The 16,551-nt window shown below is 44.4% G+C and carries 15 protein-coding genes; 13 read left to right on the top strand and 2 right to left on the bottom strand.

Annotated elements, in window-relative coordinates:
* The first annotated feature begins 92 nt into the window (after positions 1 to 92).
* Positions 93 to 1,505: an LVIVD repeat-containing protein gene (locus tag ACXADT_RS20655; protein WP_474832671.1), complete on the top strand. Its 1,413-nt coding sequence runs from the start codon at positions 93 to 95 to the stop codon at positions 1,503 to 1,505.
* Between the two features lie 44 nt (positions 1,506 to 1,549).
* Here ACXADT_RS20655 and ACXADT_RS20650 read toward each other — a convergent pair whose 3' ends face one another.
* Positions 1,550 to 2,272 carry a 3-ketoacyl-ACP reductase gene (locus ACXADT_RS20650; RefSeq protein ID WP_474813737.1) on the bottom strand — a complete coding sequence of 241 codons (723 nt, stop codon included), beginning with the start codon at positions 2,270 to 2,272 and terminating at the stop codon, positions 1,550 to 1,552.
* A gap of 201 nt (positions 2,273 to 2,473) precedes the next feature.
* Here ACXADT_RS20650 and ACXADT_RS20645 point away from each other — a divergent pair, with 201 nt between their 5' ends.
* From ACXADT_RS20645 to ACXADT_RS20610, 8 genes are all read left to right on the top strand, one after another.
* A complete protein-coding gene (locus tag ACXADT_RS20645; RefSeq protein WP_474832669.1) occupies positions 2,474 to 3,898 on the top strand; it encodes an aldehyde dehydrogenase family protein in 1,425 nt (474 codons plus the stop codon).
* Between the two features lie 148 nt (positions 3,899 to 4,046).
* Positions 4,047 to 5,024, top strand: coding sequence for an NAD(P)-dependent alcohol dehydrogenase (locus ACXADT_RS20640; protein WP_474832667.1), 978 nt, complete (start codon positions 4,047 to 4,049; stop codon positions 5,022 to 5,024).
* A 94-nt stretch (positions 5,025 to 5,118) separates the two neighbouring features.
* Complete coding sequence (locus ACXADT_RS20635) at positions 5,119 to 6,063, top strand: heme-dependent oxidative N-demethylase family protein (RefSeq protein WP_474832666.1); 945 nt, start codon at positions 5,119 to 5,121, stop codon at positions 6,061 to 6,063.
* The gene (locus ACXADT_RS20630; protein WP_474832664.1) at positions 6,060 to 6,503 is read left to right on the top strand and encodes a hypothetical protein; all 444 of its coding nucleotides are present in this window, start codon (positions 6,060 to 6,062) and stop codon (positions 6,501 to 6,503) included. The genes ACXADT_RS20635 and ACXADT_RS20630 overlap by 4 nt, the downstream gene beginning before the upstream one ends.
* Before the next feature lie 12 nt (positions 6,504 to 6,515).
* On the top strand, positions 6,516 to 7,463 hold the full coding sequence (locus ACXADT_RS20625; protein ID WP_474832663.1) for a PDR/VanB family oxidoreductase: 948 nt from the start codon (positions 6,516 to 6,518) through the stop codon (positions 7,461 to 7,463).
* An 86-nt stretch (positions 7,464 to 7,549) separates the two neighbouring features.
* Positions 7,550 to 8,137 (top strand): TetR/AcrR family transcriptional regulator, encoded by a 588-nt coding sequence (locus tag ACXADT_RS20620; protein WP_474832661.1) that lies wholly within the window; start codon positions 7,550 to 7,552, stop codon positions 8,135 to 8,137.
* Positions 8,138 to 8,151: 14 nt separating this feature from the next.
* Positions 8,152 to 9,429, top strand: a complete 1,278-nt coding sequence (locus ACXADT_RS20615; RefSeq protein ID WP_474832659.1) for an MDR family MFS transporter — start codon at positions 8,152 to 8,154, stop codon at positions 9,427 to 9,429.
* A 41-nt stretch (positions 9,430 to 9,470) separates the two neighbouring features.
* Positions 9,471 to 9,911 (top strand): NUDIX hydrolase, encoded by a 441-nt coding sequence (locus ACXADT_RS20610; protein WP_474832658.1) that lies wholly within the window; start codon positions 9,471 to 9,473, stop codon positions 9,909 to 9,911.
* 328 nt (positions 9,912 to 10,239) lie between these two features.
* Here ACXADT_RS20610 and ACXADT_RS20605 read toward each other — a convergent pair whose 3' ends face one another.
* A complete protein-coding gene (locus ACXADT_RS20605) occupies positions 10,240 to 10,692 on the bottom strand; it encodes a VOC family protein (protein WP_474832656.1) in 453 nt (150 codons plus the stop codon).
* Positions 10,693 to 10,971: 279 nt separating this feature from the next.
* Between ACXADT_RS20605 and ACXADT_RS20600 the strand changes: the two genes are divergently transcribed.
* From ACXADT_RS20600 to ACXADT_RS20585, 4 genes are all read left to right on the top strand, one after another.
* Entirely contained in the window at positions 10,972 to 12,408 is a 1,437-nt protein-coding gene (locus tag ACXADT_RS20600) for a helix-turn-helix domain-containing protein (protein WP_474834607.1), read from the top strand.
* Positions 12,409 to 12,610: 202 nt separating this feature from the next.
* On the top strand, positions 12,611 to 14,281 hold the full coding sequence (gene hutU, locus ACXADT_RS20595) for a urocanate hydratase (RefSeq protein WP_474832655.1): 1,671 nt from the start codon (positions 12,611 to 12,613) through the stop codon (positions 14,279 to 14,281).
* A 13-nt stretch (positions 14,282 to 14,294) separates the two neighbouring features.
* Positions 14,295 to 15,563, top strand: a complete 1,269-nt coding sequence (gene hutI, locus ACXADT_RS20590; RefSeq protein ID WP_474832653.1) for an imidazolonepropionase — start codon at positions 14,295 to 14,297, stop codon at positions 15,561 to 15,563.
* Positions 15,560 to 16,543 (top strand): agmatinase family protein, encoded by a 984-nt coding sequence (locus ACXADT_RS20585; RefSeq protein WP_474832652.1) that lies wholly within the window; start codon positions 15,560 to 15,562, stop codon positions 16,541 to 16,543. Before hutI ends, ACXADT_RS20585 begins: the two co-directional genes overlap by 4 nt.
* Positions 16,544 to 16,551: the final 8 nt, after the last annotated feature.

Genomic DNA, 16,551 nt, shown 5'->3' with positions numbered 1-16,551 from the left:
TAATTATTTTCCATTTAAATCCTTTATATGTAAAGCAAACGTGCTATTATTTAAATTATCAAATAATTTAGAAAAAAATGGAGGTCGTTAGGTTGAACAAGAAGTACATAGTAAACTCGGCACTATCTGGAGCGCTGGCTTTTTCGATGATTCTTCCCGGACACGTCTTTGCTCATGATGAAATCGGCGATGTAAATATTGAGAAAGGTGAGCGAGCGAATTACCAGGATGTGGCGGCACCTGTGATGGAAGGTAGTAAGAACCTGAAGTTTTTAAAAGAAGTTGCAGCACCTGAGATGGATATTGTACGTGAAGATGGCAAGCAAAATTCGTTTGCTGATGTCTACGCGCACAAAGGGTACGCTTATGTAGGTACGCATGTACGAAATGGCGGGAACGGGGGAGTTCGCGTTTTCGATATGAAAGACCCTGCAAACCCTGAAGAAGTAGCTGTGTTTGCGAATGATGATATTCCAGGAACATGGCAAGAGAAAGTGATTGTAAAGTCGATTCACACTCCTGATTTTAAGGGGGATTTAGCGGTTGTTTCTGTTCAGCAGCTAGATAAAAACAACCCAGACTCTAAAGGTGGCTTCTTACTGTATGATGTCACAGCACCTGACGAACCTAAGAAGCTAGGATTTTGGGAAGTGACGAAAAAGACGAGAGGTACGCACGAGTTGTACTTAACGACGCAGGGGAACCGTGCGGTCGTTGTGGCAGCTAATCCTTATGCAGATTACTTTAGTCACGGGGAAGAAAAGGACTTTCAGATCGTTGACGTAACAGATCCTACAAATCCTGAAACACTCTGGCAGTTTGATCCAAGAATGCTTCCTGAAGTAGCAGATGACTTCAATGGCTACCACTGGAATTCACCAGATGGAAAAACGAGGCCGCTCTTTAATCACAGTACGATGGTTGATGAGACTGGGAAATATGCTTATGTATCGATGTGGGATCTTGGTACAGTTCTCTTTGATATCTCTAACCCATCTGAGCCAGAATACCTTGGCAGGACTGACTTTGCCTCTGATCAGCAAGGATCTGCTCACTCTGCTACACTCGCGAAAGGCGGCACGATTTTAATCGAAACGCGTGAAGTATACGATCCTGTAAAAGATGGATATGAAGAAGCTTATGGATATACACGTATTTTCGATATTAAAGATAAAACGAACCCGAAGCTGTTGAGCGAATTTAAAACAGAATTAACATATGATATCGAAGAAGAAAACAATGTCACGTTCTCAAAGACCGTTCACGATCCGAAAGTACGTGGAAATACCCTTTATCTTTCACATTATGCAGGAGGGGTTATAGCAGTAGATATCACGAATCCTTCTGAACCGAAAGAAGTTGCACGATATACGCCGGAGCGATCCGATGTGTGGGGTGTCTTCGTGGATAGAAACTACATTCTAGCATCTGATATCGGGAGTGGATTAAAGGTGCTTCAAACAAAAGGGAATGAACAAAAGAATCAATCGGTACCACAATCCTAACGCCACAAGTAAGGGAACTTCCAACTAAGGAAGTTCCCTTTTTCTTAAAATGGATTTGTTGCCCATTGTAGCGACTGTTTAATAAACATACGAGGGTGCAGTTTCAATTGACCTACCATATACTCAGCAAGGTCTTCAGGCTGCATATACTTTTCTTTATCATTTTTATCAGAATCGCCTCCAAAGGCGAGCTCCGTTGCGACAAGGCTTGGGTTTAAGGTGAAGACACGAATGTTGTTTCGTCTCACTTCCTGCATAAGTGCTTCCGTCATGCCCTGGATCGCAAATTTGGATGCATTATAAGCACTCGAACCTGCCGTCCCTTTTAATCCACTACTCGATGAGATGTTGATGATATCTCCAGCGTCCTTTTCAATCATCTGCGGCAGGACTGCTCGAGTAACGTGATATGTACCGTACACGTTCACTTCGATCGCACGCTTCCATTCTTCTGGTTCAAGTTCTAAGAAAGATCCGTAGACCCCAATCCCAGCATTGTTGATCAGGATGTCAGTGAAGCCTAATTCATCGTGTAATTTCTTTACCGCATATTCGACTTCCTCAAGATTCGCGATATCAGCAGGTGCGACCACTGCTTTTACCCCGTAAGATGCAGCTTCTTTTGCTACTTCGTTAAGCTTACTTTCTGTACGAGCGATCAATCCAAGGTTTACGCCCTCTTTTGCGAGTTCAAGTGCAGTTGAACGTCCAATACCGCTTCCTGCACCAGTTACGATTGCCGTTTTTCCTTTGATCTGTTGTCCCATTTCATACACCATCCTCTCAAGGTTTGCCTACCTTTAAGTGTAAAGTTAGAAACGGAGAGAAGCAAAGAAAAGGGTTTCATTAGATTGAAAAACATCATGATGTTTGAAGTCAGCTGTGAGCGGAAACAGTCACTATGTACACGGAAAAGAGAAAATATGGAAATGAAAAGAATTAAAATTGACCAAAGGAGTTTTTACATCATGCGTAACCATTTAAAACTTTACATTAACGGTGAATGGGTCGAATCAACCGGTTCAGAAACACACGAGGTGATCAACCCTGCAACGGAAGAAGTGATCGGAAAAATCAGCTTAGGAACAAAGGAAGACCTTGATAAAGCGGTAGCTGCCGCACGAGCAGCATTTCCAACATTCTCTCAAACAAGTAGAGAAGAACGTGTTGAGATGTTAGAAAAAATCGCAGAAGAATATGCGAATCGAAAAGAAGAAATCATCGACGTGATTACGGAGGAACTTGGCTCACCTCGTAAGATTTCAGAGAACGTTCATTACAACATGGGCTACAATCACTTTTCAGAAGCTGCGAGAGTCTTGAAAGACTTTACGTTCTCCGAAGATCGAGGCGATCATACTGTGGTTAAAGAACCTGTGGGCGTCAGCGGTCTGATCACACCGTGGAACTTCCCGACGAATCAGACCTCTACGAAGATCGCAAGTGCGTTCGCTGCAGGAAGCCCGGTCGTACTGAAGCCTGCTGAACTAACGCCTTTTGCGGCGATTATCTTAACTGAAATCTTTGACAAAGTCGGCGTCCCGAAAGGCGTCTTCAATCTAGTAAATGGTACGGGTGAAACGATTGGTGATGGCATCAGCTCTCATCCAGATATCGACTTTGTTTCCTTTACAGGTTCAGCTGCTGTAGGTGAGAAAGTTATGAAAAACGCATCAGAAACCATTAAGAATGTTGCACTTGAACTCGGAGGTAAATCTCCACTTATCGTTCTAGACGATGCAGATGTTGAAAAAGCAGCAAAAGCTGCCGTCAGTCACATCGCAACGAATACCGGACAGGTTTGTTCCGCGGCAACAAGAACGCTCATTCCTGCTTCTATGAAAGAAGAGTTTGAAGAAGCGTTGAAACGTGTGCTGCCGAAGTTCCCAGTTGGTGATCCACAAGGTGATAACTATGTAGGGCCGCTCGTTTCAGAGAAACAATGGAACACGGTTCAATCCTATATCCAAAAAGGCATTGATGAAGGGGCTACATTGCTCGCTGGAGGTACAGGAAAGCCAGAAGGTCTCGATAAAGGCTTTTACGCGAAACCAACCATTTTTACAGACGTAAAAAATGATATGGTCATTGCGCAAGAAGAAATCTTTGGTCCAGTAATGTGCGTCTTAACATATGAAACGATCGACGAAGCAATTGAAATTGCGAATGAGACGGTATATGGACTAGCAGGCTATGTATTCGGTAATGACAAAGACACCCTTCGTAAGGTGGCAACAAGTATCCGCGCTGGTCGAATCAAGGTTAATAATGCAGAACTCGACCCTGCAGCACCATTCGGCGGATACAAGCAGTCAGGAATCGGCCGCGAGTGGGGCGATTATGGTATCGAAGAATATCTAGAGAAAAAAGCGATTCTTGGGTACCCTGCTTAAAGTGAAAACGGTAATAAGAGGTCAGCTGCTTCATGCAGCTGATCTTTTTTTATGACGATAAAGAGAGCGTTCTAAAAGGAGAGAACATACATAGGTATTTACCTTGAAGAATAAACTGATTCGCGGAGCGCGCTAAGGGGGGAGATCGATGAAAGCAGTGGTTTGTGAAAGATACGGGGCACCAGACGTTCTTCAGTTGAAACAGGTTGAGAAACCGGTGATAGCGGATCATGAGGTGTTAATTAAGGTTCATGCCACAACTGTTTCTTCAGGCGATGCACGAATCCGTCGTGGAACGAGGGAATCATTACCATTCTGGCCAATCTCAAAAATGGCAATCGGGTTGAATAAACCAAGGAAATCGATATTAGGGATGGACTTTGCGGGAGAAATCGTCGAGGTGGGAAATGAAGTGAAGCGGTTTAAGATCGGTGACCATGTCTTTGGATTCTGTGGGCAGGGAACGTATGCTGAATACATCCGTTTATCTGAGGAAAGTCCGCTCACACACAAACCACCCAGCATGACCTTTGAAGAAGCTGCGTCTATTCCGTTTGGAGGATGTTCGGCGCTAGATTTTCTAAGGAAAGGGAAGATAACTAGCGGACAAAATGTTTTAATCTACGGTGCATCTGGTAGTTTAGGAACGTATGCTGTTCAGCTTGCAAAGTATTTTGGTGCAGACGTGACAGCGGTCTGCAGCTCTACGAACGTTGAGTTGGTGAAGTCTCTTGGTGCAAATGCAGTAATCGATTATACGAAAGAAGACTTTGTTGAGCGTGGAGAGAGGTATGATATCATCTTTGATACCGTAGGAAAAACGACTTTCTCACGGGTTAAGGACGCTCTTAAACAGAACGGTTTATATGTATTAGCTGTGTTTCACTATCGAGAAATTTTCCAGATGATCTGGACTTCAAAAATTGGCAGCAAGAAAGTGATCGGCGGGATAACGGAGGAAAACGTGGATGATTTACGTTTTTTGAAGAAATTAATTGAAAAAGGGAAACTAAAAGTGGTCATCGATCGATGTTACCCAATCCATCAAATTGCTGAAGCACATGAATATGTAGAGCGGGGGCACAAGAAGGGAAATGTGGTGATGAAGTGGGAAGAACGGTCGTAGCGATGCTGCGGCTTTTTTGCATACCGCTAATGGAGGAAAACAGCGCGTCATTATGGAAGTTAGTCACTATCTACAAAAATGGCAGGTGTTCAGAATGTCTAGTAAGGTAGAATTTCCGTTTCCATTTACGTCTGATCACTATGAATACACAAATAATTCCTCTCCTCTTACTCCAGCGCGAACCGTGACAGTTTCGAGTAATTATGTAGAAGAAGTTCGGTTGAAACGAAAGCTTCTTGAAGAAAACCACGAGCGTTGCTATCGCTCCTTACCTATTTCGCTAGAGTCACAGTGGGAAACCCTTTTGCTCGTTTTCAGAGAATTAGCTACGTACGAACCTGAGCACTTTTCCTTGAAACGGAGAGGGAACACATACGTATTTACTAATCACTTGCTTCAAGAGGAAGAAACGTTTGTTTATCGAGATCATTCTTCAATAGACTTCGAGCCCCTAGATCTAGTAGGTCGCCACGTACAGGAGGATCTTATCGTGATGGGTGACAGGCATGATGGATTGTTTTTAGAAGCAGGACAGCTATGCTTTCCTTCGAATTGGTCGTTAACGTTCGTGCTTGGAATGGAGTTTCAGGCGATCCATACGCCAGTTCCAGCGATAGCGGAATTCATAGAAAAAGTAGAACGGTTCATCACGAGGATACGTCCAAACACAGCATGGGAACGTAAGAATTGGTCCATTACCATTTCACATAAACTTGATACGCCGCTTGAAACGTATTCCGATTGGGGAAAGCTTCGATATCACGTAACGAAAGAAAATGCAGGTGAATTGGTGAATTTACGTGTCGAGGTACAGCGATTATTTCGATTACCAGTAACAAACGATATCTTGTTTTCAATTCATACGTACCTGCTTCCACTAAACGAATTAGTGGCGAACGATGATTGGCTGAAGAAGTTTTATACGAACGTAAAGACACTTCCCCAGGAACTCGCTGACTATAAAGGCATTTCTCTGTATAAGCCTGAGTTGTTGGGGTTCCTTGAGATGGCTTTGAAAAGAAGGAAGATTGAACGATGAAGAAAGCGCTGAAAACGTATCGTCATGTGTTGATTATTTCAGATCATGTTCATTGGGAAAGAGCAAAGTGCAAGCAGCGGGAATTACAAATTGGAGATAGATTTGTTCAGCTTAAGGTAATCAGTCAGCTTGGTGATGGGACAGTAGAAGCGTTGTTATCTGAACAACCTATAGGGAGCGCGCTCATCCTTTACGGGGAAGGAGCGCTAGAAACGGAGCGAGTGGCGGTTTCGTTAGGCTATGCAAGGAATGATATATACATAGAAACACATCAACAGATGAGGGCTTTTTGTTCGCAGTGTCATCACATTACGAGTCTAGTGAATCATGAGAGGTTTGTTTGTGAAAACTGTCGGAATCAGCTTGAGCCTTCAGAGCATTATTCATCGTATCATAAAGCACATCTCGCTTATCCTGTATTCACAGAATCTGACGATTAAAGGATGAAGAAAATGAAGGATCGGTATCAAGTAAAAGTGGAGCAAACCAAACAAGTAACACCTCAGATAAAAGCATTCACACTTTCTTCTGAAACAGCCGTGGATCCGTTTGGTGCTGGTGCTCACCTCACGCTGCATCTCCCGATGGGCGATCGTCAGTATTCTCTCATCAATAATCCTCTGGAAATGACAAATGACTATCAGATCGCTGTAAAAAAAGTAAGTGCTAACGGTGGTTCTCATTATCTTCATGAACACCTTGAAGTAGGTGATAGCGTTCTAGTTTCAGGGCCTGACAATTACTTTCCTGTTCATCTAGAAGCACAGCACGTTATCTTTTTCGCTGCAGGAATTGGCATCACCCCTTTTCTATCAATGATGCCTTACTTATCCACACTGGGGAAAACGTTTGAGCTTCACTATGCGGTGAAAAATGTTGAAAGTTTTCCATTTTATGAGGAACTTTCGAAGTACACTGAACAAGTTTTCTTTTACAGTGGTTCTCGTGAGGAAAAAAAGAAGCAGGTAAGAGAGGTGTTAGAAAACAGGAAGATTGGGACTCATGTATATGTGTGTGGTCCTGAAACGTTCATGGAGATGGTAGTGGATACGACGAGAGAGCTCCATTATCCATCTCGCGTTGTACATGAAGAGCGATTTAGACCTGCAGGTAAGATTAGAAATCCTAAGCCGTTTCGCGTGACGGTTAATGGAGGAGATGAGCTTCTTGTGAAAGAAAATGAAAGTTTGTTAGAGAGGCTTCTAGACGAAGGATATCCGGTTTCTTATGCCTGTAGAATGGGGATATGTGGATCATGCGAAGTTACTGTATGTGGAGGGGAAGTCATCCACAGCGATACTTTTTTAACGGAGAAAGAAAAGCAGAATAAGATGCTTACGTGCGTCTCTAGAGGAGTTGGGGAGATCGCGATCAACGCTGTGGAAACGAATTCCATGTAAATTGTTTACATGTGAATTTTTGTTCGGTATAATAATGATTGATTAATCAATCAATTAAAGGTAATGGAATGAAAGAGGGGGATGTTATGGCTTTGCCAAAGTCGGAAGAAAAGCGTGCACGTATTTTAGAAGCTGCGATCCAAATGTTTTCTCAAAGCGGTTATTCGAAGGCAACGATTAAGGATATCGCAAAAGAAGCCAGGGTTAGTTTTGGAACCGTTTTTACATACTTCGAGAACAAAGACGAACTCTTTAAAGCGGCGGTGCTTGAACCGTTAGATGAGATCAAAAGAGTGATGTTAGTATCACCAGAACCAACAGAAGAACCGGTGGAGCAATTAAAAGAACTCATATCAGCTCACTTTCAATTCTTCGCTCAGCAGGCGACGTATTCACGCATGATTCAATACGTGATCGGACAGCCTGACCGTTTTCACGAGCTCTTCCTCGAATTGGACCGATTTTCTTTGGAGCTAAGAGATGCACTACGTCCTCTTATTTTGAAGGGGCAGGAAGTAGGCGAGCTCATTGAACTTCATCCAGATGATGTCGCGGATACGTATCTTGCTTTTCTAAACGGTGTTCGGTTGACGCGAATCGATAGCTACGAAGAAAGAAACCGGTGGGATATGTACATTCAACATGCACTCTTGCTATTTGGCCCTAAACAGTGAGGAGGTGAACGGACTTGTCATTTAAGAATCTTCATTACAATATCAAAATTCGTATCGTCACCCAGTTTTTCACGACGTTTGCGACGATGATGGTCATGCCGTTCTTGACGGTTTATTTCGCTCAAAAAGTAGGTCAGACCGCGACAGGCTTCATGCTTGTAAGCCTCGTTTTCATTGGAGTAGCAGGTGGGATGATCGGGGGATACTTCTCCGATCGCATCGGTCGAAAACGACTGATGGTCGGTTCTGAACTCGGTACGGGTATCGCTTTTTTTATCATCGCATTCTTAAACTCTCCATGGCTTGATGCACCATATATGACGTATGCTGTGTTCATTTTTTCCATGTTTTTCGGAGGAGTGCTCGGACCGGTCTCACAAGCGATGGTACTCGATGTCACGAATTCAGAAAATCGCCGCTATGTGTTTACCCTCCTCTATTGGATAGGAAATATGTCCTCAGGTATCGCTGGTATAATCGGTGCGATCTTTTTCTATGACTATTTGTTTCACCTGTTCCTTGTGATTGCGATTGTTTCATTCCTCTCAGCTCTAATCACACAACTCTTCATCACAGAATCCTACATCATCGACTCATCTAAAGCTGAAACAACAAATAAAGGTTCGATCTTAAACAATTATAAAATCGTCTTCCGTGATCGTGTATTCATGATGTTTTTTATCTCTGGCATTCTCGTTCTTTCATTAGAAGAACAGCTGACAAATTTCCTTGCGATTCATTTTGCAGATGAAATAACCTCTCAATCTCTTATTTCCTTCAGAGAGTGGAATGTCGATGTAGACGGCGTCTTGATGCTTGGGATCTTACGCTCAGAAAATACGTTTCTAGTTGTGTTTGCGGCTGGGTTGATCACGTGGCTTGTAAAGAGATGGAGCAACAGGACGGTGCTTATGGTCGGCCTCTCGATTTATTCGATCGGCTATGCGCTCTTCACGATGTTTCAACTGCCGTGGGTGTTGATCGCTGTCATGGTGGTCGTCACAATTGGTGAGCTCATGTACATCCCTGTTCGCCAGGCGATGTTAGGAGACTTAGCGCCTGATCATGCGAGGAGTTCTTATCTCGCAATTCATCAAATGGTGTTCTACATCGCGATGCTTGTCGCAGCGGTCGATATTATAATCGGTGGGTTTGTGCCTCCTTGGATGATGGGACTGAAGTACGTTCTTTTCGGCGGGGTAGGGATGCTGTTGTTTTTGAAGGTGGATAAAAGGATAGAGGAGAAGAAGGTAGCGACCAGGGAAGAGAATGTACAACGGTTAAGTATATGATTGGAGTAGGATGCTAGTTTAGTAGGGGGAAGGATGAGATTATGTCTAACTTTTTTATCGTAAATGTAGAAGCTGCAGTCTATTGCGAAGGTAAGTATCTAATAATTAGAAGAAGTGAAAAGGAAGAACACGCTGGTGGTCTCTACTCCTTAGTCGGAGGAAAGGTTGATTTCGACGACAGCTCGTTAAGTGTGTTAGAGGAGACGATCAAGAGAGAAGTGTATGAAGAAATCGGAATTGAGCTAGGTAGTGATCTAGAGTATGTGCATAGCACCACGTTCAAAGCGGGTGAGGTTCAGGTGCTCGATGTTGTTTTTCTAAGCAGGAGCTTTAAAGGAAGGCCATACATAAAAAGTGAAGATGAAATAGCAGAGATTACGTGGATGACCTATGATGAGGTGCAAGATTTCACAGAAATCCCGCCTTGGACGAAGAAAAGTGTTGGGATGACGGAGAAGTTACTAGGGAAAATAATGAATTGAGTAGAAATAGGTGCTGCCCGAGGTGGGATAGCACCTTTCTTTTCGTTGGTGTGCTCGATATCAGCGAAATAGACCTTGATATCAGCGAAAATCCATTTATATCAGCGAAAATAGGGAATATTTCGGCGGAATTACGTATTTATCAGCGAACAGGGTCTGCCAGCTAAGAGGGCACTGTCTTTTCTTATAGCGAGTATCCCACCTATATCCGCGAAAAACAGAATATATCCGCGATTTTCCTGTTTTATCCGCGAAATCCTCGTGGATATCCGCGAAACATCAATTATATCCGCGAAATGCAATTCGCACTCCCGAAAGGCAGTAAAACCTACCTCTTACCCCAATCACTCAACGACACCATCTCAAATCCTTCATCCACATCGATCCTCAACGGAGAGATGAGTTCGATCGAATTCCCATCAGGGTCATTGAAATAGATCGCTGCGTGGGCTTGCGGGTTATTTGGAAGAACGAGCGGCTGTTCTTCAGGTGAGAACCCGAATGCTTCTCGTACGCGTATGTTCTTACTTTCAAGCCAGGATTTTGCAGAGTAGATCTCTTCATGATCGACGTGAAATGCGATGTGTCTGATCGATGGGTGATACGGAGTGTTCACCTGTTCTGAATTCCATAGCCCAAGCCAGCTTTCACCTTTCACGATCCACATAAATGACACGCGTTCTCCTCTGTGAGCGATAGTTAGCCCAAGCTTTTCATAAAAAGCGATCGATTCTTCGATATTACTAACAGGAAAATGAGCTTCGTACAATCCTTTTATCATCGAAATGCCTCCTTTTCTTACATCGTATCGTAGAAAGGAAGGCATGCCATCGTCAATCGTATGGAGCCACCGGTACGACTTTAGACTGAGATCGTGCTACTTTTTATCAGCGTCATAAGATAGAAGGTCAAACGTATATGTCTTGGCATCTTTAGAAGTGCTCTTCCGATTTTCAATCAGTTTGATGATGTCGTTAGTTGAACGGCTCAGCGCATAAGGCGCATGTTATAGTAAGATAAAAGTAGAAGGTGTGAAACGGAGGTGAACGGTTTGTACAAAGTGGTGATCGTCGATCGTGATAAACAGGAGCTTGCTGGGCTCGAGTGGTTGATTTCCAAATATTCGTTTCCGATATCTGATGTGATGCTTGTTGATCAACTTTCGGATATGTTCGGAACGCTCGAGAACAATTTACCGCATATACTCTGTCTAGAGCTCGATCTGATACCTGATGAGAAGTGGTCGATGGTGAAAAAGTTCATCGATCGGTATGTGGGAGAAGTTGTTGCGGTTACAGCAGAACCGACGTTTGAAAAGGCAACGCAAGCGATCGAAATAGGCGCGATCGACCTCTGGGTCAAGCCGTTATCACCATCGAGGGTGAAGAATTCGCTTCAACTAGCGTTCAGAAAGCTATCGCATCGAAGGGGTAAAGAAGAGGATTCGAAGCAGTCGGTATGGTATGAATCTCTCTTCATCGACGAGCATATCCCTTATCATCATCCTGTCTATTTGCTGAAAACGGAGTCGTCAAGGGACTTAAGCGATTTACGCTCGTTCATCGACCAGTTTGACTTTTATCATGAGCCTCTCGTCTTTTCTACAAGCGATCGCGTTGTGCTAATTTTTGAGGAGCAACTGCCAGATGCGATCGCACAGGCACAGCGTTTCCTTGAGGAATGGGAGCGGGCGACAGGAAAGCCGCTCGTGATTGCGGTCGACCGCGGTGATGGCGAAGAGTCCCTTCATGGTATGTACAAGAAGCTCCGCAAAGTGATGGAGACCACTTTTTTTACAGGCTATCAGCAGGTGCTGACTTCAAGTGCTCACACTGAGTGGCGCGATATGGATCCATTTTTAACGCTAGTTGAGCAGCGGGATTGGGTGTATATGCTGGATGAAGGGCGTTCGAGCGACATTAAAAAGTGGCTGTATGAACAGTTTTATCATATTGAACGTCCCTACCCAGACCCTGGTTTACTCAGAACGAGATTAACGAGTGTTCTCGCACAAGTTCGTCGTTTTATGATCCGAAAAGGGATCAAGGAAAAAGAAGAAGCGTATAAAAAGGTTTTCGATACAATTCTTTACAGTCCCGTGCTGTATCGGATCGTTCAAGACTTCATTCTCTTCATAAATGATCTGCTTCAAGCCATCGATGAAGGGAAGCACGCGAAGATGAATGTTGTTGAAGAAGCGATCGCGTATATAGAAGAGCACTTTCATGACCCCGCGCTCTCCCTAAAAGAAGTTGCTTCACACGTGAATCGCAATCCTTCGTATTTGAGTCATACGTTATCTACAAAATACGGTCAGGCGTTTCGAGAAATCGTGAACGGCATTCGTATTCAAAAAGCAAAAGAGATGCTAACGGGAACAAAAGAAACGATCCAAGCGATCGCACACGAAACAGGATTTACGAACGCGAATTACTTTAGCAGAGTATTTAAAGAAGAATCAGGTGAAACGCCTGGTGAGTATCGAAAGCGTCATTAAGGCTGCGCACTTTGCGCAGTCTTTTTTATTTTTTAACTAATATTTTTATAAAAACTAAAATAAATGCTATTAAGTGACGGTATTTTACATAATTGAATTATCACAATGTGAAGTGATTTCTATTATTCAAAAGAGCATCATCTATTTTCTGAACTTTTTGAATGCTAGCATAAAAGTATCAAAGAAGGTTAGAGGAGTGAAGATGATGTCAGAAACGAAAACAGGTAAAGTTGAACAATATAGAGGAACGACGTTGAATACGAAAGGATGGATTCAGGAAGCTGCGCTAAGGATGCTGAACAATAACCTCCATCCAGATGTGGCGGAAAATCCTGATGAGCTCGTTGTGTACGGTGGGATTGGAAAAGCGGCACGTAACTGGGAATGTTACGAAGCGATCGTCGATTCACTTAAGAAACTTGAAGAAGATGAAACGTTACTGATTCAATCCGGAAAGCCTGTGGCCGTTTTTAAATCGCACAAAGACGCGCCGAAAGTATTGATTGCGAACTCGAACCTCGTGCCTGCGTGGGCAAACTGGGAGCATTTCCAGGAGCTCGATCGAAAAGGACTCATGATGTATGGTCAAATGACAGCAGGAAGCTGGATTTATATCGGAAGTCAGGGAATCGTGCAAGGAACCTATGAAACGTTTGGTGAGCTTGCGAAGCAGCATTATGACGGTAGCTTAAAAGGAACGATTACGTTAACTGCTGGCCTTGGGGGTATGGGTGGAGCTCAGCCACTCGCTGTCACGTTAAACGGTGGTGTTTGTATCGCGATCGAAATCGATCAGCATCGCATTCAGCGTCGACTTGATACGAAGTACCTCGATACATCTACAGAAAGTCTTGATGAGGCGATCAAGCTTGCAGAAGATGCGAAGCAGAAAGGTGAAGCGCTATCGATCGGACTCCTTGGGAATACGGCGGAGTTGCTGCCAGAGATGATCAAGCGAGGGTTTATTCCAGATGTGCTGACGGACCAAACGTCTGCACATGATCCGTTAAATGGATATGTTCCAGTTTCGATGAGCTTAAAAGAAGCAGAAGAGCTTCGAAAGAGTAATGCCGAACAGTATACGACGCTTTCTAAGAAAAGCATTGCGATGCACGTTCAGGCGATGCTTGATATGCAGAAGAAAGGTGCCGTGACGTTTGATTACGGAAATAACATTCGCCAAGTAGCGAAGGACGAAGGAATCGAGAATGCGTTTGATTTTCCTGGGTTCGTTCCAGCGTATATTCGACCTCAGTTCTGTGAAGGAAAAGGGCCTTTCCGCTGGGTAGCTCTTTCTGGTGACCCTGAAGATATTTACAAAACGGATGAAGTGATTTTAAAAGAGTTCAGTGATAATGAGCACCTTTGCAATTGGATCAAGATGGCGAGGAAGAAGATCAGCTTCCAGGGGCTTCCGTCTCGTATTTGCTGGCTTGGTTACGGCGAGCGCGCTCGTTTTGGAAAGATCATTAACGATATGGTTGCGAGCGGAGAGCTTAGCGCACCGATCGTTATCGGTCGTGATCACCTCGATTCAGGATCAGTCGCTTCACCAAACCGTGAAACAGAATCGATGAAAGATGGCAGTGATGCGGTGGCAGATTGGCCGATCTTGAACGCGATGATCAATAGTGTTGGAGGCGCAAGCTGGGTGAGCGTCCATCACGGTGGCGGCGTAGGAATGGGTTATTCCTTACATGCTGGAATGGTCATTGTAGCTGATGGAACGAAAGATGCGGAGGCACGTCTTGAGCGTGTACTTACTACAGATCCTGGTATGGGTGTCGCACGTCATGTCGATGCAGGTTATGAACTTGCTGAAAAGACTGCGAAAGACAAAAACATTAACATTCCGATGATGAATAAGCAATAGGAGGGAGAGACGTATGAAATTACTAATCACACATGCAGCACAGCTTATCACGATGGCTGGACATACAGAGAAACCAGCGGTTAAAGAAGCGATGTCGAAGCTTGACATCATTGAAAATGGTGCCGTTTATATGGAAGATGGCAAGATTGTCGAAGTAGGGAAGACAGATGTATTTCTCGAGAAGTACGGGAAGTCTGTGAAGAACGATGAACACATTGATGCAACAGGGAAGGTCGTTACCCCTGGTTTGATCGATCCTCATACGCACCTTGTTCATGCAGGAACGAGAGAGAACGAATATGCGATGAGATTAGAAGGAAAAGCCTACATGGATATTATGGAAGCGGGCGGCGGCATTCATGCGACAACACGCGCAACTCAGGCAGCGAGTCATGAGGAGCTTTACGAACAATCGAAAAAACGCCTCGATCAATTTTTGCTTCATGGCGTAACGACAGTCGAAGCGAAGAGCGGCTATGGGTTAACGCTCGAGCATGAAATGAAGCAGCTAGAAGTCGCGGATCAACTTGGAAAAGATCATCCGGTAGATCTTGTGTCGACATTCATGGGTGCTCATGCGATTCCGATGGATGAAAAAGAAAATCCTGACGTGTTCGTGGATCGCGTGATCAATGAGATGATTCCAGAAGTTGCAAAGCGTAACCTAGCAACGTTCAACGATGTGTTCTGTGAGCGAGGCGTCTTTACACCAGAGCAGTCGAGACGAATTTTACAGGCGGGGAAAGAGTATGGATTGATTCCTAAGATTCATGCTGATGAAATCGAGCCATACGCTGGAGCAGAACTCGCCGCATCCGTTGGTGCGATTTCAGCGGATCACCTGCTTCGTGCATCTGATCAAGGTATCAAGGATATGGCGGAAGCGGGAGTTGTTGGAGTCCTTCTTCCTGGAACAGCTTTCTTCCTTATGGCTGAATTTGCGGAAGCACGGAAGATGATCGATGCGGGAGTAGCTGTAGCTCTTTCAACAGATGCGAATCCAGGGTCTTCTCCAACAATTTCCCTTCCGTTCATCATGAACCTCGGCTGTTTAAACATGGGGATGAAGCCTGAAGAAGTGTTAACAGCTACCACTGTTAACGCGGCACATGCGATTGGCTGTGCGGATCAGGCAGGAAGTCTTGAATCTGGAAAGAAAGCAGATGTCACGATTTTTAACGTACCGAACTATCTTTTCCTTTCGTATCAGTATGGAATGAACCACGTCGATACAGTTATAAAAGCAGGTGTGCCACGCGTAGTTGGAGGGCAGCTCGTATGAGTTATCCATACCCATTGTTAGATCGCCCGAGTAGAATCTGGTCGAAGCAAAGCGATAAGACGAGTGACCTAAAGGTGCATGAGTGGATCGAAGCGATTGGGGAGTCACCGCCAAACTGGGAGGATGTCGATGTCACGATTCTTGGCATTCCTCTTTCCAAATCATCGATTTCCACTTCTGCAGCGAGTGAAAATCCAGATGCGATGCGCGGGATGTGGAAGTCGTTCGGTACGTATAACCTTGATGAAGACGTTGACCTCACTTCACTTAAAGCAGTCGATTTAGGTGATGTGAAACAACACATTACAGATATTGCACAAACGCATCAAAACATCGAGGAGGCGATGGTGGCGATGAAACGCCATCATTCTCATACGATGCAAGTCACGATGGGTGGCGATCATTCGATCACAGCCATGCTTGTAAAAGGGTTAAAGAGAGCGAATCCGAATGAGACGATCGGGATCTTGCAGTTCGATACGCACTTTGATTTAAGAGATCTTACAGATATCGGTCCAGCAAACGGTACGCCGATACGAAACTTGCTCGAAAGTGGAACCATCGAAGGAAAGCATGTTCATAACATCGGACTTCACGGCTTTTTCAATGCGAGGGAGCTGAAGGACTATGCGGATGAACAAGGAGTCCATTACACAACGATGAAGCAGGCGCGAAAGAGGGGGATCACCTCTGTTGTTCAGGAAGCACTTGCTGAGCTGAACAAAACAGTTGATACGATCTATTTAACAGTCGATATGGACGTTCTCGATATTACCCACAATCCTGCTGCACCTGCTGCGACACCTGGTGGAATGTTTACGAATGAACTTTTCGATGCGGTACAAATCGCTGGTGAGCATCCGAAAGTGAAGGCGATGGATATCGTTTGCCTCGATCCGAGGAAAGACGTTGGTGACATGGCGGTGAAAAGTGCGGTTCATGTAATGCTGTCGTTTTTGACTGGTTATTGCAGCAGATAAGAGGGGCA

The sequence above is a fragment of the Anaerobacillus sp. ABR4_321 genome (genome assembly GCF_056158505.1).
The sequence above is the reverse complement of the archived record's forward strand: the minus strand, read 5'-3'. Positions and strand labels throughout refer to the sequence as shown.

What these genes read in the sequence shown, in the direction of transcription:
- ACXADT_RS20650 (WP_474813737.1), bottom strand. Translation starts at nt 2,272, where the DNA reads ATGGGACAACAGATCAAAGGAAAAACGGCAATCGTAACTGGTGCAGGA.
- ACXADT_RS20645 (WP_474832669.1), top strand. Translation starts at nt 2,474, where the DNA reads ATGCGTAACCATTTAAAACTTTACATTAACGGTGAATGGGTCGAATCA.
- ACXADT_RS20640 (WP_474832667.1), top strand. Translation starts at nt 4,047, where the DNA reads ATGAAAGCAGTGGTTTGTGAAAGATACGGGGCACCAGACGTTCTTCAG.
- ACXADT_RS20635 (WP_474832666.1), top strand. Translation starts at nt 5,119, where the DNA reads ATGTCTAGTAAGGTAGAATTTCCGTTTCCATTTACGTCTGATCACTAT.
- ACXADT_RS20630 (WP_474832664.1), top strand. Translation starts at nt 6,060, where the DNA reads ATGAAGAAAGCGCTGAAAACGTATCGTCATGTGTTGATTATTTCAGAT.
- ACXADT_RS20625 (WP_474832663.1), top strand. Translation starts at nt 6,516, where the DNA reads ATGAAGGATCGGTATCAAGTAAAAGTGGAGCAAACCAAACAAGTAACA.
- ACXADT_RS20620 (WP_474832661.1), top strand. Translation starts at nt 7,550, where the DNA reads ATGGCTTTGCCAAAGTCGGAAGAAAAGCGTGCACGTATTTTAGAAGCT.
- ACXADT_RS20610 (WP_474832658.1), top strand. Translation starts at nt 9,471, where the DNA reads ATGTCTAACTTTTTTATCGTAAATGTAGAAGCTGCAGTCTATTGCGAA.
- ACXADT_RS20605 (WP_474832656.1), bottom strand. Translation starts at nt 10,692, where the DNA reads ATGATAAAAGGATTGTACGAAGCTCATTTTCCTGTTAGTAATATCGAA.
- hutU (WP_474832655.1), top strand. Translation starts at nt 12,611, where the DNA reads ATGATGTCAGAAACGAAAACAGGTAAAGTTGAACAATATAGAGGAACG.
- hutI (WP_474832653.1), top strand. Translation starts at nt 14,295, where the DNA reads ATGAAATTACTAATCACACATGCAGCACAGCTTATCACGATGGCTGGA.
- ACXADT_RS20585 (WP_474832652.1), top strand. Translation starts at nt 15,560, where the DNA reads ATGAGTTATCCATACCCATTGTTAGATCGCCCGAGTAGAATCTGGTCG.